Annotated in this window: 15 protein-coding genes and 1 pseudogene; 5 read left to right on the plus strand and 11 right to left on the minus strand. The window is 72.4% G+C overall.

Annotated features, from left to right (window positions below; translation table 11 throughout):
• Positions 1 to 177: 177 nt before the first annotated feature.
• The 4 genes from ACTMTB_RS20885 to ACTMTB_RS20900 all read right to left on the minus strand — a co-directional run bounded on the left by ACTMTB_RS20885 (position 178) and on the right by ACTMTB_RS20900 (position 4,388).
• On the minus strand, positions 178 to 1,140 hold the full coding sequence (locus ACTMTB_RS20885; RefSeq protein ID WP_441147970.1) for a TAXI family TRAP transporter solute-binding subunit: 963 nt from the start codon (positions 1,138 to 1,140) through the stop codon (positions 178 to 180).
• A gap of 60 nt (positions 1,141 to 1,200) precedes the next feature.
• Complete coding sequence (locus ACTMTB_RS20890) at positions 1,201 to 1,848, minus strand: hypothetical protein (RefSeq protein ID WP_441147971.1); 648 nt, start codon at positions 1,846 to 1,848, stop codon at positions 1,201 to 1,203.
• A 100-nt stretch (positions 1,849 to 1,948) separates the two neighbouring features.
• The gene (gene yaaA / locus ACTMTB_RS20895) at positions 1,949 to 2,743 is read right to left on the minus strand and encodes a peroxide stress protein YaaA (RefSeq protein WP_441147972.1); all 795 of its coding nucleotides are present in this window, start codon (positions 2,741 to 2,743) and stop codon (positions 1,949 to 1,951) included.
• Positions 2,744 to 2,765: 22 nt separating this feature from the next.
• Complete coding sequence (locus ACTMTB_RS20900) at positions 2,766 to 4,388, minus strand: hypothetical protein (RefSeq protein ID WP_441147973.1); 1,623 nt, start codon at positions 4,386 to 4,388, stop codon at positions 2,766 to 2,768.
• A gap of 118 nt (positions 4,389 to 4,506) precedes the next feature.
• Here ACTMTB_RS20900 and ACTMTB_RS20905 point away from each other — a divergent pair, with 118 nt between their 5' ends.
• Positions 4,507 to 5,550 (plus strand): App1 family protein, encoded by a 1,044-nt coding sequence (locus ACTMTB_RS20905; protein WP_441147974.1) that lies wholly within the window; start codon positions 4,507 to 4,509, stop codon positions 5,548 to 5,550.
• A gap of 36 nt (positions 5,551 to 5,586) precedes the next feature.
• Here ACTMTB_RS20905 and ACTMTB_RS20910 read toward each other — a convergent pair whose 3' ends face one another.
• The 4 genes from ACTMTB_RS20910 to glgA form a co-directional block, all read right to left on the minus strand.
• On the minus strand, positions 5,587 to 7,050 hold the full coding sequence (locus ACTMTB_RS20910; protein ID WP_441147975.1) for a hypothetical protein: 1,464 nt from the start codon (positions 7,048 to 7,050) through the stop codon (positions 5,587 to 5,589).
• 501 nt (positions 7,051 to 7,551) lie between these two features.
• Complete coding sequence (gene glgB, locus ACTMTB_RS20915) at positions 7,552 to 9,654, minus strand: 1,4-alpha-glucan branching protein GlgB (protein ID WP_441147976.1); 2,103 nt, start codon at positions 9,652 to 9,654, stop codon at positions 7,552 to 7,554.
• Entirely contained in the window at positions 9,642 to 11,735 is a 2,094-nt protein-coding gene (locus ACTMTB_RS20920) for a maltotransferase domain-containing protein (RefSeq protein WP_441147977.1), read from the minus strand. Before ACTMTB_RS20920 ends, glgB begins: the two co-directional genes overlap by 13 nt.
• A gap of 38 nt (positions 11,736 to 11,773) precedes the next feature.
• On the minus strand, positions 11,774 to 12,982 hold the full coding sequence (glgA, locus tag ACTMTB_RS20925; RefSeq protein ID WP_441147978.1) for a glycogen synthase: 1,209 nt from the start codon (positions 12,980 to 12,982) through the stop codon (positions 11,774 to 11,776).
• A 72-nt stretch (positions 12,983 to 13,054) separates the two neighbouring features.
• On the opposite strand from glgA, the gene glgC reads away from it, so the two are divergent.
• Complete coding sequence (glgC, locus tag ACTMTB_RS20930; protein WP_280837472.1) at positions 13,055 to 14,287, plus strand: glucose-1-phosphate adenylyltransferase; 1,233 nt, start codon at positions 13,055 to 13,057, stop codon at positions 14,285 to 14,287.
• 69 nt (positions 14,288 to 14,356) lie between these two features.
• Complete coding sequence (pgm, locus tag ACTMTB_RS20935) at positions 14,357 to 16,000, plus strand: phosphoglucomutase (alpha-D-glucose-1,6-bisphosphate-dependent) (RefSeq protein WP_441147979.1); 1,644 nt, start codon at positions 14,357 to 14,359, stop codon at positions 15,998 to 16,000.
• A 12-nt stretch (positions 16,001 to 16,012) separates the two neighbouring features.
• Here pgm and ACTMTB_RS20940 read toward each other — a convergent pair whose 3' ends face one another.
• Complete coding sequence (locus ACTMTB_RS20940; RefSeq protein ID WP_441147980.1) at positions 16,013 to 16,942, minus strand: NAD(+)/NADH kinase; 930 nt, start codon at positions 16,940 to 16,942, stop codon at positions 16,013 to 16,015.
• 89 nt (positions 16,943 to 17,031) lie between these two features.
• Positions 17,032 to 20,148, minus strand: a complete 3,117-nt coding sequence (locus tag ACTMTB_RS20945) for a M14 family zinc carboxypeptidase (RefSeq protein ID WP_441147981.1) — start codon at positions 20,146 to 20,148, stop codon at positions 17,032 to 17,034.
• 396 nt (positions 20,149 to 20,544) lie between these two features.
• Between ACTMTB_RS20945 and ACTMTB_RS20950 the strand changes: the two are divergent.
• Positions 20,545 to 20,755, plus strand: a pseudogene (locus ACTMTB_RS20950) (transposase); the annotation flags it as partial.
• 98 nt (positions 20,756 to 20,853) lie between these two features.
• The gene (locus ACTMTB_RS20955) at positions 20,854 to 22,578 is read left to right on the plus strand and encodes an asparagine synthase-related protein (protein WP_441147982.1); all 1,725 of its coding nucleotides are present in this window, start codon (positions 20,854 to 20,856) and stop codon (positions 22,576 to 22,578) included.
• A gap of 110 nt (positions 22,579 to 22,688) precedes the next feature.
• Here the strand turns inward: ACTMTB_RS20955 and ACTMTB_RS20960 are convergent, their stop codons facing one another.
• A complete protein-coding gene (locus ACTMTB_RS20960) occupies positions 22,689 to 23,912 on the minus strand; it encodes a hypothetical protein (protein ID WP_441147983.1) in 1,224 nt (407 codons plus the stop codon).
• Positions 23,913 to 24,142: the final 230 nt, after the last annotated feature.

Below are 24,142 nucleotides of genomic sequence, written 5' to 3' on the forward strand. Positions count from 1 at the left end.
CCGCCGCCCCCGACGGCCCCGGACCCGACGATCCATCGCCGGGCCCGGTCGACCCGCCACCGGCGTTGGCCGCCATCGGGCCCACCCCGGCGGACGCCCCGGTGCCGAAGCAGGCGGGCCCGGGGCACTCCGCCGCAGACGTGGGCGTCGACGGGGCGCCGGCCGGGACCTGAGCGGTCAGGGTTTGACGGAGCGGTACCAGCCCGCCGCGCCCGGGTGCAGCGGCAGCGGCGCGGTGGCGATCGCCGAGCGGGGGCTCATCCTGCCGGCCGCCGGATGGGCCGCGGCCAGCTCGGCCCGGCGCTCCATCAGCAGCCGGGTCACCTCCCGCACCAGCGGCTCCGGCAGGTCCGCCCGGACGATCAGGTAGTTCGGGTTGGCCACCGTGGTGACCGGGTCGAGGTGGTACACCGAGCGCGGGATGTCCCGCGACACGTACACCTCGCGGTAGCTGCGGCGCAGCGGCTCGGTCCACTCGCCCAGGTCGACGACCCGGGTGGCCGAGTCGGCCGTCAGCTCGCGCACCGCGCGCACCGGCAGCCCGCCGGAGAAGAAGAACGCGTCGATCTCACCGGCCCGCAGCGCGGCCACCGAGTCGTCCAGGTTGAGGTGCTTCTGCTGGACCCGGTCGCCGCCGAGTCGGGCCACCTCCAGCAGCCGGGTCGCGGTGACCTCGGTGCCGGAGCCCGCCGCGCCCACCGACACCCGCCGCCCGCGCAGGTCGGCGACCGTCCGGACCGGGCCGCCGGCGGTGGTCACCAGGTGCAGCAGGTCGTCGTAGACCCGGGCCACCGCGAGCACCGACGGGTGCGAGGCGGGGCCGGTGGGCAGCACGTCGGCCTGGGTGAACCCGAGTTCGGCCGCACCCGCGCCGACCAGCCGCATGTTCTCGGCGGAGGCGGCGGTGACCACCACGCTGGCCCGCACCCCGGGCAGCTCCCGGTTGAGGATGGCGGCCAGCGACTGCCCGAAGGCGTGGTACACGGCCGTCGCGCTGCCGGTGGCGATCCGGATCGGCACCGGCTCGGTCGGGGAATCGCGGCAGGCGCCCAGCCCGCCCGCCGACACGAGCAGCAGCATCAGCAGCGCCGCCGGGGCGGCGGCACGCCGCCGGCCGGGGACAGACCAGCAACGACTCACGCGCAGCACTCTGCGCCGCGCACCGCCCCGGGCGCAAGCCCGCCCGGTCGGCGTACCGGGTCAGCGGGCCGGGGCGAGCGCCGCGCGGTCCATGATCCTGAGCCGGTCCGGGCCGTCGGCGACGCTGACCACGAAGCAGCCGGCGCCCGGCCGGAGCAGGGCCGGCACGTCCAGCAGGGCGGCGCTACGGACCAGCACGGCGGCCAGCTCCCGGTCGGTCAGCCGGATCCCCAGGATGTGCCGGCGCACGTGCCGGCCGCCGGCCAGCAGCGCCGACCGCCAGGCCGCCGCGGCCAGCCGGGACCGCCAGGCGGCCCGGGCCGTCGACGCGCCGGGGACCGGCCCGCTCAGCAGCTCACGGCGACCCCGTCGCCAGCCCGACTCACGCAGCTCCGTGTACGCCGCCCGGTGTTCCCGGGGCACGTGCAGCCGGTGCAGCTCGTAGCGGCGGCGCAGGCCACCGCTGACCACCTCGTGCTCCACCGGCACGGCCAGGCGGTTGAGCAGTTGCCGCATCCGCAGCGCGGCGTCCTCCCGGTTGAACTCCACCGGCCGGTACGGCTCGACCGGGCCGCGCTCGGCGGCCGGTGGGGGTGTGCAGCGGACCAGGCAGGCCACCTCGAACGCGTCGCCCAGGGTGAGCCAGTCCATCGGCGGCGGGGGCGGCGGAACGCGGGGCCGGTCGAGCAAAGTGGGTTGCGGGGCCATCGGACCGCTCCTTGTCGGCGTCGGGGGTCCCCATACCGTCACCCGCGCGCCGGCCGGGTTCCACCGATCCGGCCCAGCCTTGAGGAAATCTTGCGGCTCGTCAGAGCTCGGTGACCACCACGTCGAGCTGCCGGGGGCGCCCGGGCGGCGTCGGCTGCTCCTCGACCGTGTACTTGAGGTCACGCAGCGCGGTGACCAGCCCGGCGGCGGAGCGCGGCCGGGCCCCGGCCACCAGCAGGTCGCGGACCAGCCGGCCCTTGGTGGCCTTGTTGAAGTGGCTGACCACGCTGCGGGTCGGCCCGGCCGGCGTGTCTCGCTCGTGCACCACCCGCACCGTCACCGTGCGCCCGGCCTGCTCGCCGCGCGGCGCCCAGGTCGCGGCGTACGCGCCGGAGCGCAGGTCCAGCACCGGCCCGTCGCCGGCCGCCGCCGCCATCGCCGGGGCCAACGCCCGACGCCAGTACGCCGACAGCGCCCCCACCCCCGGCAGCTTCGCCCCGATCGGGCAGCGGTACGGCGGGATCCGGTCGGTGAGGCGTACGGCGCCCCAGAGGCCGGAGCTGATCAGCACGGTCCGGCGCGCCGCCCGCTGTGCCGGGGCCGGCAGCGAGGCCAGGTCGAGCGCCTCGTAGAGCACCCCGGTGTAGACCTGCCCCGCCGGTGCGGTCGCCGCCCGGTCCAGCCGCGCGTTGCGGGCCAGCTCGCCCCGCTGTCCGGCGCTGAGTCCGAGGGCGCCCAGCGCTGCCGCCTCGTCGTCGCCGCTGAGCGCGATCAGCGCGGTCAGCACCTCCTGGCGGGCGGGGGTCAGCTCGGGCAGGGAGAGCCGGGTCAGGTCGAGCCGCCGGCCCGTGCCGGCGTCGGCCTTCCCCTCGGAGGGCGGCAGCAGGATGAGCACGCCGCCAGCGTACGGGCCGGGCTCAGCGCCACGGCCGCACGGCGGTCGGCGGGTGGTACACGCGATAGCCGGCCACCTCGACCAGGGTGGCGGCGTCGGCCTGCTCGCCGAGCAGGCGGCGTAGCCGGCGGTCCGCCGCGGAGCCGACCTCCACCACGTACCCGGGCCGCTCCGCCCGGCCGACCTGCTCCCAGTACGGCCGGTAGCGGTTCTGCCCGGGGGTGAGCGCGCCGTCGAGCACCGCGCAGACCACCCGCTCGCCGGTGGCGAAGGTGAGCCGGTTGCAGGTCCAGTAGTCGCCGTACACCTCGCGCAGCCCGGTCCGGCGCATCGCGTCGGCCAGCTCCCGCGCCTGCCGCTCCTCGTCCTGGGCCGCCTCCGTCCCGGTCAGGAAGAGCCCGGTGGCCACCACGGCGGTGGCGGTCAGCCCGGCGAGCACGGCGGTCGCGGTCGCCCCGGCCAGCCGGCCCGCCGCACCGACCGTGCCCCGCCAGCAGGCCACCGCCGCCGCCCAGAGCGGCCAGAGCACCGCGGGCAGGGAGAGCTGGAGCACCGACAGGTAACGGGCGTTGCCCAGCGGGTCCGTCACGGTGAGCGGACTGCGGACGTACGCGAGCAGGGTCAGCGCCGCGCCGACGACCAGGGTGAGCTGCGTGACCGGCCGGACCCGCCGGGCCGTGGGCAGGCCGGCGGTCCGGCGGTACGCGACCAGCGCGAGCAGCGCCGCGACCGCCAGCAGCATCGGGTAGAGCACACCGAACCACTCCTGCCAGCGGGCGCAGCCGGTGATCGGGCAGAGCCCGGTGGCCAACGGCACCCCCTCCAGCAGACCGCCGCGCACCCGGAGCGACCACGGCGGCGGCGGGCCGCCGGTGGAGTTGATCTCATGGAGCACCGACAGCGAGTCCGACCCGGGCGGCGCGACCAGGTTGTCCCAGATCATCGGCGCCACCCCGACGGCGAAGCCGGCCACCAGCAGCAGCCCCGGCCAGCCGAGCAGGTCCCGGCGGGCGGCGTAGAGCAGCAGCAGCCCGGCCACCGCCAGGTACGGCACGATCAGCCAGTCCGACCAGAGCGCCAGCCCGGCCAGCAGCCCGGCCAGGCCGATCGCGGCCCACCGGCGCCGCACCCGGTCCTGGGCCAGCGCCACCGCGATCAGCAGCATCGCCAGCACTGCCGGTTTCACCTCGGGCCGGCCGCCCACCACGGTCAACTGGTCGCGCACCACCCGTTCCGTGCCGAGCGCCAGCAGACCCACCACGAAGGTGGCGAACCAGGGCGAGTAGAGCCGACGGGTCAGCCGGTACGACAACCAGAGGAAGAGCGCGTACAGCGCCAGCAGCGGCAGCCGCAGCACCGGCCAGCTCGGCCCGAACAGCGCCACCAGCGGCGCCGCCAGATACGCCTCCACCATGCCCATGTAGTGCTGCCCGTAGAGGAACACCGGGCGCTCCCGGCCGGCGGCGATGTGCAGGGCGGCGAGCCCGAAGGTGGCCTCGTCGCTGTTCGACGGGGGCACGGTCAGCAGGGTCAGCACCAGCCGGTAACCCACCCCGACCGCCCCGAGCAGCAGCGCGACGAGCGCCGGCCGGTCGAGCCGCGGCCGCTCCGCGTGGTCCTGCGATGCTGATGTCGACACGACCAACGCCCCCGTCGTCGTCCCGACCGGAGTGTTTCACGCCGTACCGGACGCCCGGGGCGGATCCCGGGAGCCCGGCATCTCTCGCGTGGCCGCTTCCGCCCACGTGTGGCAGGGTTGCAGCGTGCCACCCACTCCCGCAGGCCAGCTGGCCGTACCGAACCTGCACCGAGCCGCGCGGCTCGAGGACGCCGTGCACCAGCTGGTGGAGCGTCGCCTGCGCCGCACCGGCTGGCAGGCCAACATCGTCGCGTACGCCGGCTACGGCGCGCCGGGCTGGGCGCGGGTGCTCTGCCGGGTGCTGCTCGGCCGCCCGGACACCCGGCAGCGGGGCCGGCTGGACAAGGTACGCGGCTGGCGCAGCTTCACCACCCTGCCGGCCAAGCACGTCAAGGTGACCATCGAGGCGGGTGGGGTCACCCACGAGGCACAGGCCGACCGGAGCGGCTTCGTCGACATCGTCGTCGAGGGCGACTTCACCCCCGGCTGGTCCTCGGTCCGCCTCAGCGTCGCCGACGCCGAGCCGGCCGAGGCGTTGGTGCGGATCCTCGACCCGGAGGTCCGGTTCGGCATCCTCTCCGACATCGACGACACGGTCATGGTGACCGCGCTGCCCCGACCACTGCTCGCCGCCTGGAACACCTTCGTGCTGGACGAGCACGCCCGGGCCGCGGTGCCCGGCATGGCGGTGCTCTACGAGCGGCTGGCCACCGCCCACCCGGGCGCGCCGGTCTTCTACCTCTCCACCGGGGCGTGGAACGTCGCGCCGACGCTGACCCGCTTCCTCTCCCGGCACCTCTACCCGGCCGGTCCGCTGCTGCTGACCGACTGGGGCCCGACCGCCGACCGGTGGTTCCGCAGCGGCCGGGAGCACAAGCGGGCCACCCTGGCCCGGCTGGCCCGGGAGTTCCCCGAGGTGCGCTGGCTGCTGATCGGCGACGACGGGCAGCACGACCAGGAGATCTACCGCGAGTTCGCCGCCGCCCACCCGGACAACGTCGCCGGAGTGGCGATCCGCCGCCTCTCGCCGACCCAGTCGGTGCTGGCCGGTAGCCTGCCCGCCCCAGCCGGCCAGTCTTCCTCGTCGGGGCCGGTGGGGCAGAAGTGGCTCTCCGCGCCGGACGGCGCCGGGCTCTGGAAGCTGCTGCGGGACGCGGGCCTGGTCTGACGGACGCCCGACCAGGCCGCGCCCACCGCGCCGGTCCTAGTCGGTGCGTGACCCGCTGACCGTGTCGGCCCTGCGACCGTCGGCACCCGCGCCCGTGCCCGTGCCGGTGTCGGCCGTCCCGCCGTCGGCGGCGGACCCGCCGGACTTCTCCCCGGCTGCGTCGGCGCAGCCCGGCGCACTCGGGTCGGCCACCATGTAGACCGAACCGGCACCGCCCGCGCCCTGGTCCTGCGCCCCGGCTTGGTCCTGTGCCCCGGCTTGGTCCTGTGCCCCGGCTTGGTCCTCGGCTCCGGCCTGGTCCTGTGCCCCGGCCTGGTCCTCGGCTCCGGCCTGGTCTGCTGCGCCGCTCTGCTCGTGGGCGCCAGCCTGGTTCTCGGCTCCGGCCTGGTTCTGTGCGTCGGACTGGTTCCCGGCTTCGTTCTGGTTCTGTGCACCGGCCTCGTTCTGCGCCTGGTCCTCGGCTGCGGCCTGGTCGCGCGCCGCCTGCCGGTCCGCCCGCACCTGCTGCACGATCGCCCGCAGCTGCTGGATCCGGACGCGGATCTGCTGGATCCGGTTGGCGACCTGCCCGCCGGCATTCGCCGCCTTCTGGCCACCGTTCCCGGCCTTCTGGCCTGCGTTCCCGGCCTTCTCGCCGCCGGCGTTTCCGGCCTTTTGGCCGCCGGCGTTCCCCGCCTGCTGGCCGGCGGCCTGCTCGGCGCCCGCCTCCTGCTCGCCGGCCTCCTGCTCACCTGCGGCCTGCTGTCCGCCGGCCGCCTGCTGCCCTGCGCCCTGTTCCTCGCCGGCCTGCTGCCCACCGGCCCCCTGCTCTCCGGCGCCGGCCTGCTGGCCAGCCCCGGCGGCCTCGATGATGTCGGCGATCTGCCCGAGCAGCCCACCCACAGCGTCGATGATCCCGGCCGCCCGCGCCGCGCCGCCGTCGGCCGCCGCGCCTTCGTCGGCCGCCGCGCCTTCGCTGGGGGCCGCGCTTTCGCTGGGGGCCGCGCTTTCGCTGGGGGCCGCGCTTTCGCTGGGGGCCGCGCTTTCGCTGGGAGCCGCGCTTTCGCCGGGAGCGGCCTTTCCGGCCTGGGCCTGCTGCGCACCCTGCACGATGTCGCGGACGCCGCCGAAGATTCCGTCGAGCCGCTGCACCCGGGCCTGGGTTGCCTGCGGGTCGGCGAGCTGGCCGGTCCGCTTCCCGGTCAGCTGCTCGGTGATCGCCCACGCCTGGTCCAGGCGGGTGGCCATGGCCACCTCCCACGGGACCATCGGGCAGGCGGCCCCGGCGACGTCCACGTCGCCGTCACAGCCGGCGGCGGCGCGGCGCTGCTGGATCAGGTCGACCACGGCCTGCCGGTTGGCGATCCGGGCCGGCGAGTTGGCGTCCGGATTCTGCCGCTGTCCGGCGATGAAGGTCAGGTTGTTGCGCAGGGCCGTGTCCAGGCCCTGGCAGTTCTCCGCCGCCTGACCGGTCCCGGTCGCGACCGCGAACGCCGCGCCGGCCGTCACCGCGAGCGCCACCCCGCCGGCGATCTTCCGCTGACGGGACGAACCCGTCATCCTTCGTCTGCTCGTCGTGCCCCTGCTCCACGCCATCGAAGCTCCTCTGCCTCGTCGTCACGGATGTCCGGCATCCGATGCGGGATACGGCGGCGACTGCGGAGACGGTTCACGTCGCGGCACAGCTACGACGCAACGTTCGACGGAGGGTGAAAGTTGGGGCGCCTCTGGCTACTGACAGTAGTGCATGGCTGGTAGGTGTTGGGTTGAGTGATATGACCCTGAGGCATATTTATGACTCACAGGTATATCGCTCACCACGAACACTTCTCCCCAGCGGCGAGCTGACCAACCCGCCCGCGAGCTGACTAATCGGCCCGCGACCCGACCGACCGGCCCACGACCCGGCCAATCGGCCCGCAAGCCGGTCGACCGTCCGGCGAGGAGGGCGACGTGTCCGAAGACCCGCACCGATCCTCGGGACGCGGGTGGGACACGGTCAGCCGACCCGAAACAGCCCGGTCAGTCGCGGCGGAGCCAGAGCACGCCCAGTGGCGGGACCCGCAGCGCGACCGACGCCGGCATCCCGTGCCACGGCACGTCCTGCGCGTGTACCGCGCCGAGGTTGCCGACCCCGGAGCCGCCGTAGTGGTGGGCGTCGGTGTTGATCACCTCGGTCCAGGTGCCGCCGGCCGGCAGCCCGATCCGGTAGTCCTCCAGCGGCAGCGCGGAGAAGTTCGCCACGCAGACCAGCGTGGCGCCGTCGGGGGCGATCCGGACGAACGAGACGGTGTTGTGGGCGACGTCGTCGCCGGCGATCCACCGGAAGCCGGCCGGGTCGGTGTCCTGCGCCCAGAGCGCCGGCGTCGCCCGGTAGACCGTGTTGAGGTCTCCGACGAGGCGTTGCACCCCGGCCCGGGCCGGGTCGTGGGTCAGGTACCAGTCGAGGCCGCGCTCCTCGCTCCACTCCCGGTCGTCGGCCAGCTCACAGCCCATGAAGAGCAGTTGCTTGCCCGGGTGCGCCCACATGTACGCCAGCAGCGCCCGCACGTTGGCCAGCCGCTGCCAGGTGTCGCCGGGCATCTTGGCGGCGAGCGACCCCTTGCCGTGCACCACCTCGTCGTGGCTGATCGGCAGCACGTAGTTCTCGCTCCAGGCGTACGCGAGGGAGAAGGTGAGCTGATGGTGGTGGTGCTGGCGGTAGATCGGGTCCTTGGAGGTGTAGAGCAGGGTGTCGTGCATCCAGCCCATGTTCCACTTGAACCCGAAGCCGAGCCCGCCGTCGGCGGTCGGCCGGGTCACGCCGGGCCAGGCGGTGGACTCCTCGGCGACCATCACCACCCCGGCGTGGTGCTTGTAGACGGTCGCGTTGACCTCCTGGAGGAACGCGATCGCCTCCAGGTTCTCCCGGCCGCCGTGCACGTTCGGGGCCCACTGCCCCTCCTGCCGGGAGTAGTCCAGGTAGAGCATCGAGGCGACGGCGTCCACCCGCAGGCCGTCGACGTGGAACTCCTCGCACCAGTAGAGCGCATTGGCGACCAGGAAGTTGCGCACCTCGCGGCGGCCGAAGTCGAAGACGTACGTGCCCCAGTCGGGGTGCTCGCCGCGTCGCGGGTCGGCGTGCTCGTACAGCGGGGTGCCGTCGAAGCGCGCCAGCGCCCACTCGTCCTTGGGGAAGTGCGCCGGCACCCAGTCCAGGATCACGCCGATGCCGGCGCCGTGCAGCCGGTCGACCAGGTGGCGGAAGTCGTCCGGGTCGCCGAAGCGGGAGGTCGGCGCGAAGTAGCCGGTGACCTGGTAGCCCCAGGACCCGCCGAACGGGTGCTCCATCACCGGCAGGAACTCCACGTGGGTGAAGCCCATCTCGGTGACGTACGCGGTGAGCTGCTCGGCCAGTTCCCGGTAACCCAGGCCGGGCCGCCAGGAGCCGAGGTGCACCTCGTACACGCTCATCGGCTCCTGGTGCGGCTGCCGCCGGGCCCGCCGGTCCAGCCAGACGGCGTCCGACCACTCGTACGTCGAGTGGTGCACCACCGAGGCCGTGGCCGGCGGCACCTCCGCGTACGCGGCCAGCGGGTCGGCCTTGTCCCGCCACCGCCCGTCGGCGCCGAGGACCCGGTACTTGTACCGGGCGCCGATCCGCGCCTGCGGCACGAAGATCTCCCACACGCCGCTGGAGCCGAGCGAGCGCATCGGCCAGCCGTCGTCCGGGCCCCAGCCGGTGAAGTCGCCGACCACCCGCACGCCCCGGGCGTTCGGCGCCCACACCGAGAACGCCACGCCCTCGTCGAAGACCCGCGCGCCGAGCGCCTCCCAGAGCCGCTCGTGGCGCCCCTCGCCGATCAGGTGCAGGTCCAGCTCGCCGATGGTCGGCGGGTAGCGGTACGGGTCGTCGGTGACCTGCCCGTCGGCCTCGATCCGGTAGTCGAGCACGGTGCCCTCGACCCGGGTCTCGAAGACGCCGACGTCGTGCACCCGCTTCATCGGGTGCCGCTCCTCGCCGACCAGCAGCATCACGTCGCCGGCGCCCCGGCGCATCGCGCGGATGGTGGTCCACCCGTCGGCGGGGTGCGCGCCGAGCAGGGCGTGCGGGTCGTGGGTCTCGCCGGCGATCAGCTGGTCCATCGCGCGTCCTCCGGGGCGGGAGCGGTCGGGGCGGTGCCGCCCGAAAGGTCGGTCGGCACGTCGGCGACGGTGAGGTCGGCCGGGGCGTGCCCGGTGGGCTCCGCCGCGGCCGCGGCGGCCGGGCGGCGCACCGTCAACACGTGGGCGGGCTGAAGGTACGGGTCGAGGCGGACGGCGTTGCGCTGCCCCCACTCGTAGCGGGCGCCGGTCAGTTCGTCGTGGACGGTGAACCGCTCGTGCCAGTCGAGGCCGAGGGCGGGCATGTCGAGGGTGGTGTTGCCCCACTGCACGCCGCGCGAGTCGAACGAGCAGACCACGATGACGGTGTTGCCGCTGTCCGGGTCGTGTTTGGACCAGCAGAGCAGCGCCGGGTTGTCGATGTCGTGGAAGCGCAGGTTGCGGAGCTGGTGCAGGGCGGGGTTGTCCCGGCGTACCCGGTTGAGGGTGGCGATGAACGGCGCCAGCGAGCGGCCCTGCGCCTGCGCCCCGGCCCAGTCCCGGGGGCGCAGCTCGTACTTCTCGTTGTCCAGGTACTCCTCCGCGCCGGGGCGGGCGACGTGCTCGAAGAGCTCGAACCCGGCGTACACGCCCCAGGAGGGGGAGAGCAGCGCGGCCAGCACCGCCCGGATCTTGAACATCGGCGGGCCGCCGTGCTGCAACGAGGAGTGCAGGATGTCCGGGGTGTTGGGCCAGAAGTTCGGTCGCATGTAGTCGGCCGCCGCGACCAGTTCCTCGCAGTACGCCCGCATCTCCGCCGCCGACGTGCGCCAGGTGAAGTACGTGTACGACTGGGTGAACCCGATCTTGCCCAACCCGTGCATGATCGCCGGCCGGGTGAACGCCTCAGCGAGGAAGAGCACGTCCGGGTCGACCTTCTTGACCTCGGCGATCAGCCAGTGCCAGAAGTCGAACGGCTTGGTGTGCGGGTTGTCCACCCGGAAGATCCGGATCCCCTCGCCGACCCAGTGCAGCACCACCCGCAGCACCTCGGCCCGGATCCCCTCCGGATCGTTGTCGAAGTTCAGCGGGTAGATGTCCTGGTACTTCTTCGGCGGGTTCTCCGCGTACGCGATGCTGCCGTCGGCCCGGGTGGTGAACCACTCCGGGTGTTCGGTCACCCAGGGGTGGTCCGGCGCGCACTGCAACGCCAGGTCCATCGCCACCTCCAGGCCCTGCTCGGCGGCGGCCGCGACGAAGTCGCGGAAGTCCTCCGGCGTACCCAGGTCGGGGTGGATGGCGTCGTGGCCGCCTTCGGCGGCGCCGATCGCCCACGGCGAGCCCACGTCGTCGGGCCCGGCGGTGAGCGAGTTGTTGGGGCCCTTGCGGTTGACCCGGCCGATCGGGTGGATCGGCGGCAGGTAGAGCACGTCGAAGCCCATCGCCGCGACGCCCGGAAGCCGCTCCATCGCGGTGGCGAAGGTGCCCGAGCGGGCCGGGGAGTCGACGGTGGCCGGGATCGCGCCCTCGGAGCGGGGGAAGAACTCGTACCAGGCGGAGAAGAGCGCGCGGGGGCGGTCCACCCAGAGCCGGTACTCCTCGCCGGTGGTGACCAGCTCGCGCACCGGGTGCTCCCAGAGCAGGTCGGCCAGCTCCAGCGCCGGGGCGACCCGGCGGGGCAGGTCCAGCTCGGTGTCGCGCAGCGCGGCCACGGCGGCCTTCACCCGCACGACGTCGGCGGCGGGCACCAGTTCGGCCGCCGCCGTCAGCACGCGGGCGCCCTCGGCGAGGTCGTTGGCCAGGTCCGCCGGCCCCTGCCCGGCGGCGATCTTCTTGGTCACCGCGTTCTGCCAGGTGAGGTAGGGGTCTCCGAACGCCTCGACGGTGAAGACCCAGTCGCCGACCGCGTCGGGCTGGATGGTGGCGTGCCAGGTGTCCTGGCCCGGCTCGCCGGGGCGCATCCGGGTGAAGGGTCGCGCCGCGCCGTCCGGGCCGAGCCAGACCACGTTGCAGCCGAGTGCGTCGTGCCCCTCCCGGTAGGCGCGGGCCGACACGGGCACCACCTCGCCGACCACCGCCTTGGCCGGATAGCGACCGCAGGCGACGACGGGGGAGACGTCTTCGATCGGGAACCGTCCGCTCACCCCGCCAACCTACTGCCCGAGATCGCTTCGCGCTCGGGTCAGCCTGCGGCTCCCACCGACCGGTACACCTCCATGGTGCGGGCCGCGACGGCGTCCCAGGAGAAGTGCTCCACCGCCCGCCGCCGCCCGGCCCGGCCGAGTTCGGCGGCGCGCGTCGGGTCGGCCAGCACCTCGTTGATCCGGGCGGCCAGGTCAGCCACGAACCGCTCCGGTTCCAGCGGCCGGCCGGAGCCGTCGCCGGCCTGTTCGATCGGCACCAGCAGCCCGGTCTCGCCGTCGGCGACCACCTCGGGGATGCCGCCGGTGGCGGTCGCCACCACGGCCGTCTCGCAGGCCATCGCCTCCAGGTTGACGATGCCCATCGGCTCGTAGACGGACGGGCAGACGAAGATCGTCGCGTGCGTGAGCACCTGGATAACCTCGTGCTTGGGCAGCATCTCGGCCACCCAGACCACCCCGGAGCGGTTGGCCCGCAGCTCGCCGACCAGGCCCTCGACCTCGGCGGCGATCTCCGGGGTGTCGGGTGCGCCGGCGAGCAGCACCAGCTGGGTGCCGGCGGGCAGCTCCCGGGCCGCGCGCAGCAGGTAGGGCAGTCCCTTCTGCCGGGTGATCCGGCCGACGTAGACCACGCTGGGGCGGGACGGGTCGATGCCGAGCCGGTCGACGACGTCGGTGCCGGTGTCCGGGGCGTACTGGGCGGTGTCGATGCCGTTGTAGACCACGCGGACCCGGTCCGGGTTCACCTCCGGGTACGCGGTGAGGACGTCGCGGCGCATCCCCGCGCTGACCGCGATGATCGCGTCGGCCGCCTCCACCGCCGTGCGCTCGCACCAGGACGAGAGCGCGTACCCGCCGCCGAGCTGTTCGGCCTTCCACGGCCGCAGCGGCTCCAGGCTGTGCGCGGTCACCACGTGCGGCACGCCGTACAGCAGCTTCGCGGTGTGCCCGGCCAGGTTGGCGTACCAGGTGTGGCTGTGCACCACGTCGGTGCCGGCGCAGCCCGCGGCCATCGCCAGGTCGACGCCCATGGTGCGCAGCGCGGCGTTCGCGCCGGCCAGGCCGGCCGGTTCGGCGTACGCGGTGACGCCCGGCTCGATCCGCGGCGCGCCGAAGCAGTGCACCCGTACGTCGGCGAGTCGGCGCAGCTCGCGGGCCAGGTACTCGACGTGCACGCCGGCGCCGCCGTACACCTCGGGCGGGTACTCCCGGGTCAGCAGATCCACGCGCAGCCGTGCCGATTCCGTCATGCCCCCGCACCCTAGTGCAGAACTGTGCCCGTACGAGTGGTGAAGTCGTAGCGGGATGGATAGCGTCGGTGCATGGCTGCCAAGGTGCTCGCGATCGTCCTGGCCGGCGGAGAAGGCAAGCGCCTCATGCCGCTCACCGCGGACCGGGCCAAGCCGGCCGTCCCGTTCGGCGGGATGTACCGCATGGTCGACTTCGTCCTGTCCAACCTGGCGAACGCCGGCTTTCTCAAGATCGTCGTGCTGACCCAGTACAAGTCCCACTCGCTGGACCGGCACATCACCCAGACCTGGCGGATGTCGACGATGCTCGGCAACTACGTCACCCCGGTGCCGGCGCAGCAGCGCCGCGGCCCGTGGTGGTTCGCCGGGTCCGCCGACGCGATCTACCAGAGCTTCAACCTGATCAACGACGAGCAGCCCGACTACGTGATCGTCTTCGGGGCCGACCACATCTACCGGATGGACCCCCGGCAGATGGTGGACGACCACATCGCCTCCGGCGCCGGCGTGACCGTGGCCGGCATCCGGCAGCCGCTGTCGATGGCCGACCAGTTCGGGGTGATCGAGGTCGGCGAGGACGGCCGGCGGATCCGGGCGTTCCGCGAGAAGCCCACCGACGCGGTCGGCCTCCCCGACGCCCCGGACCAGATCTACGCCTCGATGGGCAACTACGTGTTCAGCACCGGCGCCCTCTGCGAGGCGGTCGAGCGGGACGCGGAGGACAAGACCAGCAAGCACGACATGGGCGGCAGCATCATCCCGATGCTGGTGGAGCGGGGCGAGGCCAACGTCTACGACTTCAAGGACAACGAGGTGCCGGGCAGCACCGACCGGGACCGCGGCTACTGGCGGGACGTGGGGACGCTGGACTCCTTCTACGACGCCCACATGGACCTGATCAACGTGCACCCGGTGTTCAACCTCTACAACTTCGACTGGCCGATCTACAGCAACCAGCCGCCGTACCCGCCGGCGAAGTTCGTCCACCAGTGGGGCGAGCGGGTCGGCCGGGCGGTCGGCTCGATGGTCTCGCCCGGCGCGGTGGTCTCCGGCTCGCTGGTGGAGAACTCGATCGTGTCGCCGAAGGTCAAGGTCCACTCCTGGGCGCACGTGGACGGCGCGGTGCTGATGGAGGGCGTCGAGATCGGCCGCCACGCCGTGGTCCGCCGGGCCATCCTGGACAAGAACGTCTTCGTCCCCGAGGGCGCGGAGATCGGTGTCGACCTGGAAAAGGACCGGCAGCGCTACACCGTTTCGGACAACGGCATCGTGGTGATCGGCAAGGGCCAGCGCGTGGAGCCGTGAACCAGGTGTGACCCCGGCTTCCGCCGGGAAGCAGTGAACGTCGGAGTACCGCCCTTGGAGGTTGCAGCAGTGGCCCATCCCCGCGCCGGACAGCCCGCCGAGCCCGCCGACCTGGTGGACGTGCCGCGGCTGGTGACCGCCTACTACGCCGAGCACCCGGACCCCGACGACCCGGCGCAGCAGGTCTCCTTCGGCACGTCCGGGCACCGCGGGTCGTCGCTGCGCAACGCCTTCAACTCCGACCACATCCTCGCGGTCACCCAGGCGCTCTGCGACTACCGCCGCAAGCAGGGCCTGGACGGCCCGCTCTTCCTCGCCCGGGACACCCACGCGCTCTCCGCCCCCGCCGAGGCCGACGCCCTGGAGGTGCTCGCCGCCAACGGCGTCACCGTGCTGCGGGACAGCCGCGACGGCTACACCCCCACCCCGGCGCTCTCGCACGCCGTGCTCACCCACAACCGGGGGCGCACCAGCGGCCTCGCCGACGGCATCGTCATCACCCCGTCGCACAACCCGCCCGACGACGGCGGGTTCAAGTACAACCCCACCCACGGCGGGCCCGCCGACAGTGACGTCACGAAGTGGATCCAGGACCGGGCCAACGCCATCCTGGCCGCCGGCCTCAAGGAGGTCCGGCGGATCCCGTACGCGCGGGCCCGCGCCGCGGACACCACCGGCGGGTACGACTTCCTCGCCGGCTACGTCGACGACCTGCCCGCCGCGATCGACATCGACGCGATCCGCGACGCCGGGGTGCGCATCGGCGCCGACCCGCTCGGCGGGGCCAGCGTCGCGTACTGGGGGGAGATCGCCGAGCGGCACCGGCTGGACCTGACCGTGATCAACCCGACGGTCGACCCGACCTGGCGGTTCATGACCCTGGACGGCGACGGCAAGATCCGGATGGACTGCTCCTCGCCCAACGCGATGGCCTCGCTGATCGCCGCCCGCGCCGACTACCAGGTCTCCACCGGCAACGACGCCGACGCCGACCGGCACGGCATCGTCACCCCCGACGGCGGCCTGATGAACCCCAACCACTACCTGGCGGTGGCGATCGGGCACCTGTTCCGTACCCGGGAGCAGTGGGGCCCGGCGGCGGCGGTCGGCAAGACGCTGGTCTCCTCCTCCATGATCGACCGGATCGCGGCGGACCTGGGTCGTCCGCTGCTGGAGGTGCCGGTGGGCTTCAAGTGGTTCGTGCCCGGGCTGCTCGACGGCGCGGTCGGCTTCGGCGGCGAGGAGAGCGCCGGCGCGTCCTTCCTGCGCCGCGACGGGAGCACCTGGACCACCGACAAGGACGGCATCCTGCTCTGCCTGCTCGCCTCGGAGATCATCGCCACCACCGGCCGGACCCCCAGCCAGCACTACGCCGAGCTGACCGGGCGCTTCGGCGCCCCCGCGTACGCCCGGATCGACGCCCCGGCCACCCGAGAGCAGAAGGCCGTGCTCGGCAAGCTCTCCCCGGACCAGGTGGGCGCCACCGAGCTGGCCGGCGAGCCGATCACCGCGACGCTCACCGCCGCGCCCGGCAACGGCGCGGCGATCGGCGGGCTGAAGGTGACCACCGAGTCGGGCTGGTTCGCCGCCCGCCCGTCCGGGACCGAGGACGTCTACAAGATCTACGCCGAGTCGTTCCAAGGGCCGGAGCACCTGGCCCGCATCCAGGAGGAGGCGAAGGCGCTCGTCGACGGGGTGCTGGCCAAGGCCTGACGGGGCGCGCGGTCAGCGCGGCGGGGGCAGCTCGCGGCGGTTCAACTGCTCCCGCATCCCGTCCGGCAGCAGTTCGCGCAGCTGCTCCGGCAGCAGCGGCAGGTCCAGCAGGCTGAGCTTGAGCTGTTTGCGTTCCTGGAAGCGGCGGGGGTCCAGGCGCACCACCAGCCCCGCGTCCTGCTGGTACCGCACGTGCACCGCGCCCTCGGTCGAGGCGTCCCGGATGATCACGCCGTCCATCTCCACGGCCACCGGCGCCGAGTCGGGCAGCAGCTCCAACCGGATGGTCTCGTCGCTGGAGAGCACCACCGACCGGGAGATGCCGCTCATCGGCGCCGACGGCGTCAGCACCAGCGCCTGCGTCGCCGGCGAGATCAGCGGCCCGCCCGCCGCGTAGCTGTACGCCGTCGAGCCGGTCGGCGTGCTGACCACCAGCGCGTCGCAGCGGTAGTAGCCGTACCGCTGCCCGTCGACGGCGAGGGTGGCGGTGACGAAGCCGGACCCGGGATGGCGGACGAGGGCGATGTCGTTGAACGCCACCACGTCGTCCCCGCACACGTCGCACGCCAGGCAGGCGCGCGACTCGACGGTGAAGTCGTGGGCGACCAGCCGGTCCAGCGCCCGGGGCAGATCCGGCGGCTCGACCTCGACGAGGAAGCCGAGCTTGCCCAGGTGCACCCCGAGCACCGGCTTCGGGTCCCGCACGGCCGAGCGCAGCGCACCGAGCATGGTGCCGTCCCCGCCGATGCTGATCAACGCGTCCGACCGGTGGGCCAGCTCCGCCTCCGGCACCAGCTCCACCGACGGGGGCACCCGGTGCCCGTCCTCGGCGCGGACGGCGAGGCTCTTGCCGTGCCGGGACGCCCACCGGTCGACGATCCCGACCACCTCGGAGACGTCCCGGCTGGGATGCAGCACCAGACCGAACAGGAACCCCGCCACCGGTACAGCTCATCACACGGGCCGCCGCTCCGGCAGCCGTACGGACAGGTGCGGCGGCGGTGGGACACCGCCGCCGCACCCGCGTGGCGTTACCGCCGGGGCCGTCCGCTCAGGTGCGCCAGCGACCGCGCGACCAGGTCGTCCCGGGCCGCCGGGGCCAGCCCCTCCAAGCCGAAGCCGAGATAGACGGTGTCGTCGGTGACCACCGCCGCGCCCTCGGTGAACGCCTGCTGGCTACGGGCCCAGTCGTTGCCCCCGGGCGCGGAGCCCGGCGGCGGGCCCGCCACCGTCCAACCACCCAGGTCCGGCGTCTCGAAGGAGGTCTCCGAGACGACCGTGCCGTCGGTGATCACCCGCGCGTCGTCCAGGAAGACACCCAGGCCCTGGGTGCCCCAGTCGGAGACGTACGAGATGGAGACCTCGACCTGCTTGCCGGCGTACGCCGACAGGTCGACGGCGAACTCCCGCCAGCCGCCGGAGCTGCCGGTGGCCGCGTTCCAGCTGCCGGTGCTGCCCGTGGGGGAGCAGTCGGCGCCCTGGTAGTGGGCGAGGAACGGGTGCAGGGTCTCCGCCCAGCCCGACTCGCAGCTCTCGCCGGTCTCGGTGCCGGTACGGCCGTTGGCGTCCGGCAGCGTCGTCCAGTCGTCGCTGCCCACCTCGTGCGCCTCGACGATCAGGAAGTCCCAGTTCTGCTCGATGTCGTACGAGGTGAAGAAGCGCAGCTCCCCGCTGGTCGCCGAGGTGAGGTCCACGGTGCGGGTGAGCCGCTTGTACGACTCGTCGGACCGCCCGCTGTACAGGTACCACTCGCCGGTGCGGGGGTCGAACGGGGCGCTGCCCGGCCGGGCCCAGTCCACCGCCGCCGAGCTGGCGAACTGCGGGAACCGGTCCGGGGGCAGGAAGCTCGACGTGGTGAGGAACGAGGCCGTGTGGTCCTGGTTCCCCGCCGAGCCGGGCGCGTTGAGCTGCCCCTCGAAGCCGGCGAAGGCGCCGTCCGCGCCGCGCAGCGGGTACGGCGTGCCGTCCGGGTCGCTGCCGCCGTCGCTGACGTAGTTGTACGCCCCCAGGTAGTACTGCTGGAAGTCGTTCAACAACGGCAGGCAGGTGGCGTCGTCCGGGTCGGCGCACTCCGCCACCGCCGGGTCCGGCTGGTAGACGTACGAGCCGTTGGCGGCCTGGGCGAAGAGCGCGTACTTGCCGCTGACCAGTAGCTTGCCGCCCTCGTTGAGGTAGTCGCGCACGGCCAGCTCGGTGTCGAGGGCCGCCCGGGCGGCGGTGCCGCCGACCTGGCCGGGGGAGCGCAGGATGACGTCGTCACCGGTCTCCCAGACCACCGTCCGGTAGTGCGACAGCACGCCCAGCGGGTGCGGGGCGGCGCGGCCCATCGCGTCGAAGTCGTAGACGTCGCTGCTGCGGCCGGCCTTGGCCAACGACGCGGCGATCTCGTCGGCGTACTTCGCGGTCGGGCCGCCGGTCTGCACCGGGCTGAGCCCGGTCACGTCCTCCACCGCGAGCACCAGCACGTCCCCGCCGATGGCGGTGTGCACCCGGTAGGTGAAGTGTTCGCTGGCCACCGGGCCGCTGCGCGGCTTGACCCCGGTGAACCACACCTCGACCCGGTCACCCGGCTTGGTACCGGTGACCGTGCCGCGCAGCTCGGCGTAGTAGTCGTCGTGGGTGTCGCCGTACCGTTCGCCGCCGCGCCACTCGCGGACCTTGACCGTCTTCGGGCGGCCACCGTTGACCACGTAGTGCATCCGGACGTCGCGCAGCGCGCGGCGGGTGATCGACGCGACCTGCTGGGTACGCCCGTAGGAGGTGCCGAAGGAGTCGACCACGAAGTCGGGGGTGCTGCGGCCGACCACCGACACCGGGTCGTCCGGGTCGGCCGCGGACTTCGCCACCGACAGCGCGAACGGCAGGTTCTTCGCCACCTCGGCGGAGATCAACTTCTCGTCGTCGGGGAAGATGAACCCGCTGATGCAGTCCTCCGGCCGCCACTGGTCGTCCGGGTCGGAGGCGGCCGCCGACTGGCAGGTGGACATCTCCGGGGTGAAGCCGAGCGTGCCGTAGCGGACCGTGGCGTGGCTGTCGGTGTCCCCGTTGGTGGTGTACAGCTCGGCGGAGATGTCCGGGTCGTAGCCGGGCACCGCCGGGTGCGCGTCGTCGCCGACCATCGCCTGGTAGATGACGTCGTCCGGGGTCGGGGTGCTGACCTGCCAGCCGACGCCGTAGAGCAGCAGTTGGGCGGCCGAGTGGTAGTTGACGAAGAACTCGAAGCCGACCCGCTTGAAGAGCCGGTCCAGCGCCTTCGTCTCCGGCTCGGAGTCGGGCGCGGGACCACGGTAGGTGTCGCTGTTCGGCTCCGGTGAGGAGCCCTCGTCGTCGTAGCCCCACTTGTAGCTGAAGTTGCGGTTCAGGTCGACGCCGTCGGCGGTGGTGACCTGCCCGTCACCGTCGTTGTCGCGCAGGTTCTTGCGCCACAGCCGGTTGCCCGGGGTAAAGGTGTGGTCGTAGCCGTCCGGGTTCGCCACCGGCAGGAACCACAGCTCCGTGCGGTCCACCAACCGGGTGATCTCCGGGTCGCTGCCGTAGTTGTCCAGCACGTGGTGCAGCAGGCGGCGGGTCATCTCCGGGGTGATCCACTCGCGGGCGTGCTGCGCGCTGCCGTAGAGCACCGCCGGGCGTCGCCCGTCCGGCACGGTCCGCGCGTTCTTCGTCACCTTCACCGCCAGGATCGGCTTGCCCTGGACGGTGCGGCCGATCGTCTCCAGCTTGGCCAGCTTCGGGAAGCGCGCTGCCGTGGCGGTGATCTCGTCCCGGAGGCCACCGGGCTCGCTGTACGACCGGAACGCGTCCCAGCCGGCCGCCGCCTGCTCGCGCAGCGCCCGGGAGGCCTCCTTGCCGCGCACCTTCTTGACCTCCAGCCGCACGCCCTGGTCGGCCAGGCGCGCCGCCTCCCGTCTGCTGAGCACCGTCTCGACCCGGGTGGCCCCGTTCTCATCGGTGCCGCGGTGGTCGTGGCCGAGGTCGACGCCGGACGCGCGCAGCTTCTCCAGCTGTTGCGGGTCGAGCGTGCCGACGTACACCTCCAAGCTGTCGCGGCCGCCCGGGTCAGACGGTGGCCGTGCGCTCGCCGGTGCGGTCAGCGCCAGCGCGCCGACCAGGGTGAACACGCCGGCGATCGCCAGCCGTGTTGGTCTCATCGCATCCCCTTCGGTGGAAGGACCGGTAACGGAGAGCCTTCCCAACATGACTCACGCGTGTCAATGGGGCGCTCGGCTCCGCCGGTGTCCCGGGATGCCGTCACTGTCGTCGGTGGTGGCCCACCTGGCCGGCCTGCCTTCGTAACCCGCATTCTGTCGCCTCGTTTAGGGAGGTGCTGATGAATGGGCGGTGCGGCGAAGATCAGGACGCCCCGACGGTCGGCAGCCAACCCAGGGAGCGATTGGAGGTGGATGCGTTGACGCGGGCGAAGGTGATGTTCGCGGAGCGTCGTCGGCAACTCGCCCGGAAGGCTGCCCTGCATGACGAGCGCCGGGCGCACCCCCGACCGCTACCGGCGCGGACGCCCAGTCAGGTGGGCCGATCGTCCGGCTGTGAAGAACGCCCGGGCCGAGTTCACGCCGTTCCTCGCCGTCGGCGTCGAACTCCGCAAAGTCATCTGTTCCACGAACGCGATCGAGAGCGTCAACGCCCGCAATCCGCAAGGCCGTACGCGCCCGCGGGTGCCTCCCCAACGAGCAAGCAGCACTCAAGTGCGTGTACATGGCCCTGATGAGCCTGGACCTCACCGGCACCGGCCGCCGCCGATCCACACTTCCAGGCGGATGATTTCCGGATACACCCGCGGGTTGATTAAAGGCCTTAATATTGCACTTCGGGCTTGTCTAATTGCGTTGGAGGAGTGAGTGATTTTCGCCATGTACCGTGGCCCGGGCCAGCTCGATTGGCGCCGGCAGGTTGAGGAGCATGCCCGCTGGCTCGGCCTGGTATCGGCGTATGTCACGTATGGAGCCTTTACGTGCGCACAGCTCTCCAAGCTCGGGGAATCCCCTGCGATCAGTCAGATCGGTGATGCGATCCGGCTTCGTACGACGCGATCAACGGCGGCCAACGCCATGGCGATCGCGGCCAGCGAGCCGACTGGGAACGACATCCGGATCGATCACCGGCTGGGCACTGACACCGTGCAGGTCCACGTACCGCCAGCCACGCCGGAACAGGTGGTCTTCCGGGCTGCGGACGGCGCCTTCTGCCTCAGCAACGACCTACGCCTCCTCGGCCGTATCGGGCGCAGTCGCCTCGATCGCCGCGCGGTGCACGCGCTCCTGCAGTACGGCGCCATCCCGGCTCCGCTCACCCTGCTGTCCGGCGTCGAGCGTGCGGCACCCGGGCATGTCACCAGCATTGATCTCAGGAGCGGCGTGGCAACCGCCGCCGTCAATCACCTTCAGCCACGCGAGGCTGCCGATGGCATACGCTTTGACCGATGCCTCGACGCCATCCTTGACACCGCGCCCAAGGGTTCGGTACTGACCTTCAGCGGTGGAGTGGATTCGGGGCTTCTCGCGGCCCGACTGTCCGCCCTGCGGCGTACCGATGTCTGGTTGCTCAACTTTTCCTTCGGCGACGCCGACCCGGAAGCGAAGCATGCGGCCGCGATGGCCAGGCATTTCCACCTGGACTTCGAGCAGACGACCTACGAGTCCACGGAGATGAACGCGTTTCTGGCCGACATCGGCCGCGACTACACGTACCCGTTCGGGGATTTCGCCACCATATCTGCCAACTTGATGGTGCGGGCCGGCATCAAGATGGCCCCCGACGCCCCGCAGTTCATCGACGGAACCGGCGCGGACGGCGCTTTCGGCGTCGGTCAACTGGCAAGGTGGCAAAAGCTCTACCGGCTGCCTCGGCCGCTACTGCGTGGCACAGCAGGGCTCTACTCCTGGGCCGGACTATGGCGGCGGCCAAGCCGGTTCGAACATCGCACAAGGGCTCTCCGGCGAGCCGCCCAAATGCCGCTCTTGGAAGCCGCGGTGGTGGCAACCAATGCACTCGACGGCGTCCTCTACCGCTTGCCCCCGCCGGACCGCGCGTACCTGTCGCGGGCGATACGCACGTACATCATCGACTGCGCGCCCTCGACCGACGTCCGTGACCAGTATCAATGGCTGGACCTTCTCCATGTCTGCGCCGGCGAGTATGCGGCCAAGAGCTTCGATCCATTGCGCATGCGGGGAGTACGTGCATCCTTCCCTTTCCTGGAGCCAGATCTGCTCGCCGAAGCGTTCGCCATGCCGCGGGAGATCAAGTACACCTTCCGAGATGCCAAACTAGCGCTGAAAAACAGCCTTGCCGCGTCCGTACCGGCTGAGCTGGTCTACCGCCCCAAGTCCGGTTTCGTTCCGCCGCTAGACCGGTGGCTGACCGAGGAGCCGCTGCGTGGTGTTGTGCAGCGGATCTCGGCAGAACCTGGGGCATTGGCCGATTACCTCGAGATCACCCGTCTACGGCGGATCGTCGAACGCGCTGCAGAGGGCCAGCCGTTGACCCAGGGTGTGAGGAACTTCGTCTGGATGGTGACTTTCTTGAAGCTCTGGTTGGATCAGCAGCCGTGGTTTGCCGATTAGCCTCGCGCCTTCAGGCTGGCGGTGGTGGGTCGGGAACATGAAAGTGCTTTCTCTGGGTTGGGCGGATGTGACTTGGCGGCCGCGCCACCGGCGCGCCGGAGCGCTGCTCGTCACCTGCCGACGGCAGTGGAGGAACGGGGCCGGTCACGATCCTGACCGGCGGCAGCGGTGTGCGACCCGTTCGCCCTCGTGCGTCCGTACCAGCGCAACGCGGCCAGCGCGACCAAGACGCCGGCGACGGCCGCTTCCGCGATGCAGGTTGCGGCGGCGACGCCCGTCGGACCGAGCGTCAGGGCCTGGACGAGCAGTCCACCGGTGACCACCACGGCGATGGACACGGCCACCCGGGTGGCGGCCCGGTAGTTGCCGTCGCCAATGCGATTCAGCATGAAGGCCCGGTTGACCGTGGCGAACGGGAGGGCGAGCGCCAGCAGTTGTAACCAGATCGCCGATTCGGGGATCGGCAGGCCGAGCAGGCTGGTGGCCATCCAGGGAGCCCAGGCGACGACGCCTGCGGCGATCACCGCCCCGGTGGTCACGGAGATAACCTCGGCCTCCCGGCTGACCGCACCGGTCGGCCCCAGATTGTGCCGGCGCCGCGTGCGCATCGCCATCGGCACCCGCAGCCCGCTGAAGACGACGGCGACCAGCGCCTGATAGACGCTGACCAGGGCACCGAAGCAGCCCACGACGTGCGGGCTGGCGACCAGGGAGAGGGCGATCGTGCCGGCTCGCCCGGTGAGCGACTCCGCGAAGCTGTGGGTGAACAGTTGCCGGTTCAACCGGAACGCCCGCCTCGCCCACGAGGGCGACAACCCGGTCCACATCGGGGGGCCGCCGGACGGGCTGCGGCAGACAAGCGCCTCGGTCGTGGCCAGGTAGGCGGCCGCGCCGGCCGCCAGCGCGATCGTCAGCGGCACGCCGGCGATCAGCAGCACCAGCGCGAAGAGCCGGGTGGCGGTCATCGCTGCCGAGGCCGCGATGAATCTCATCTGGCGGACGAGATCGCTGAAGCGTAGCTCGGCGAGACTGTTCAGGATCATTACGCCGCCGGCGCTCAGCAGGGCCACCGTCCCGTACCCGCGACCGCCGTACAGCCAGGCGAGCAGCACGGTGGCGGCGGCCATGGCCGGCGCCGCGATCAGCAGGCGCTGACAGCGGACCGACCGACGTTCGTCCTCGTTCCCCGTCGCATAGAGGAGCGACGATCCGCCCATGATCAGAATCGCGATCCAGGTGAGCGCGGCGGTCATGACGCTGTAGGCGGCGATTTCACCGGTCTGCCCCTGCCGTGCGCTGTAAGCGAGTATCCCGGCGTTGAGTACGCCACTCACCAGACTCGACGCAGACGCCACGATGGTGTTCGACCGGACTCCTGTCGCGCGGGTCCGGCCCGCCCTGGGAGGCGCGGCGGGCGAGGGGGCCATCGTCTCCCGCGTCAACCGGTCGTTCAAGCGCATTCCTTTCGCGGCAACGAGCGGGTCGACGAGCCAATGGTTGATTGCCCGCCGGTGAGGCTGGCCCCACAGGCTCCCGACGATCCGGCGTCAGTGCCCCCGACTGT

The organism is Micromonospora sp. L32, from assembly GCF_052068055.1.
In the GTDB taxonomy this organism is placed as follows: domain Bacteria; phylum Actinomycetota; class Actinomycetes; order Mycobacteriales; family Micromonosporaceae; genus Micromonospora; species Micromonospora purpureochromogenes.

Coding starts and splice junctions, on each gene's coding strand:
- ACTMTB_RS20945 (WP_441147981.1), bottom strand. CDS start 20,148: ATGAGACCAACACGGCTGGCGATCGCCGGCGTGTTCACCCTGGTCGGC.
- glgA (WP_441147978.1), bottom strand. CDS start 12,982: ATGACGGAATCGGCACGGCTGCGCGTGGATCTGCTGACCCGGGAGTAC.
- ACTMTB_RS20890 (WP_441147971.1), bottom strand. CDS start 1,848: ATGGCCCCGCAACCCACTTTGCTCGACCGGCCCCGCGTTCCGCCGCCC.
- glgB (WP_441147976.1), bottom strand. CDS start 9,654: ATGGACCAGCTGATCGCCGGCGAGACCCACGACCCGCACGCCCTGCTC.
- glgC (WP_280837472.1), top strand. CDS start 13,055: ATGGCTGCCAAGGTGCTCGCGATCGTCCTGGCCGGCGGAGAAGGCAAG.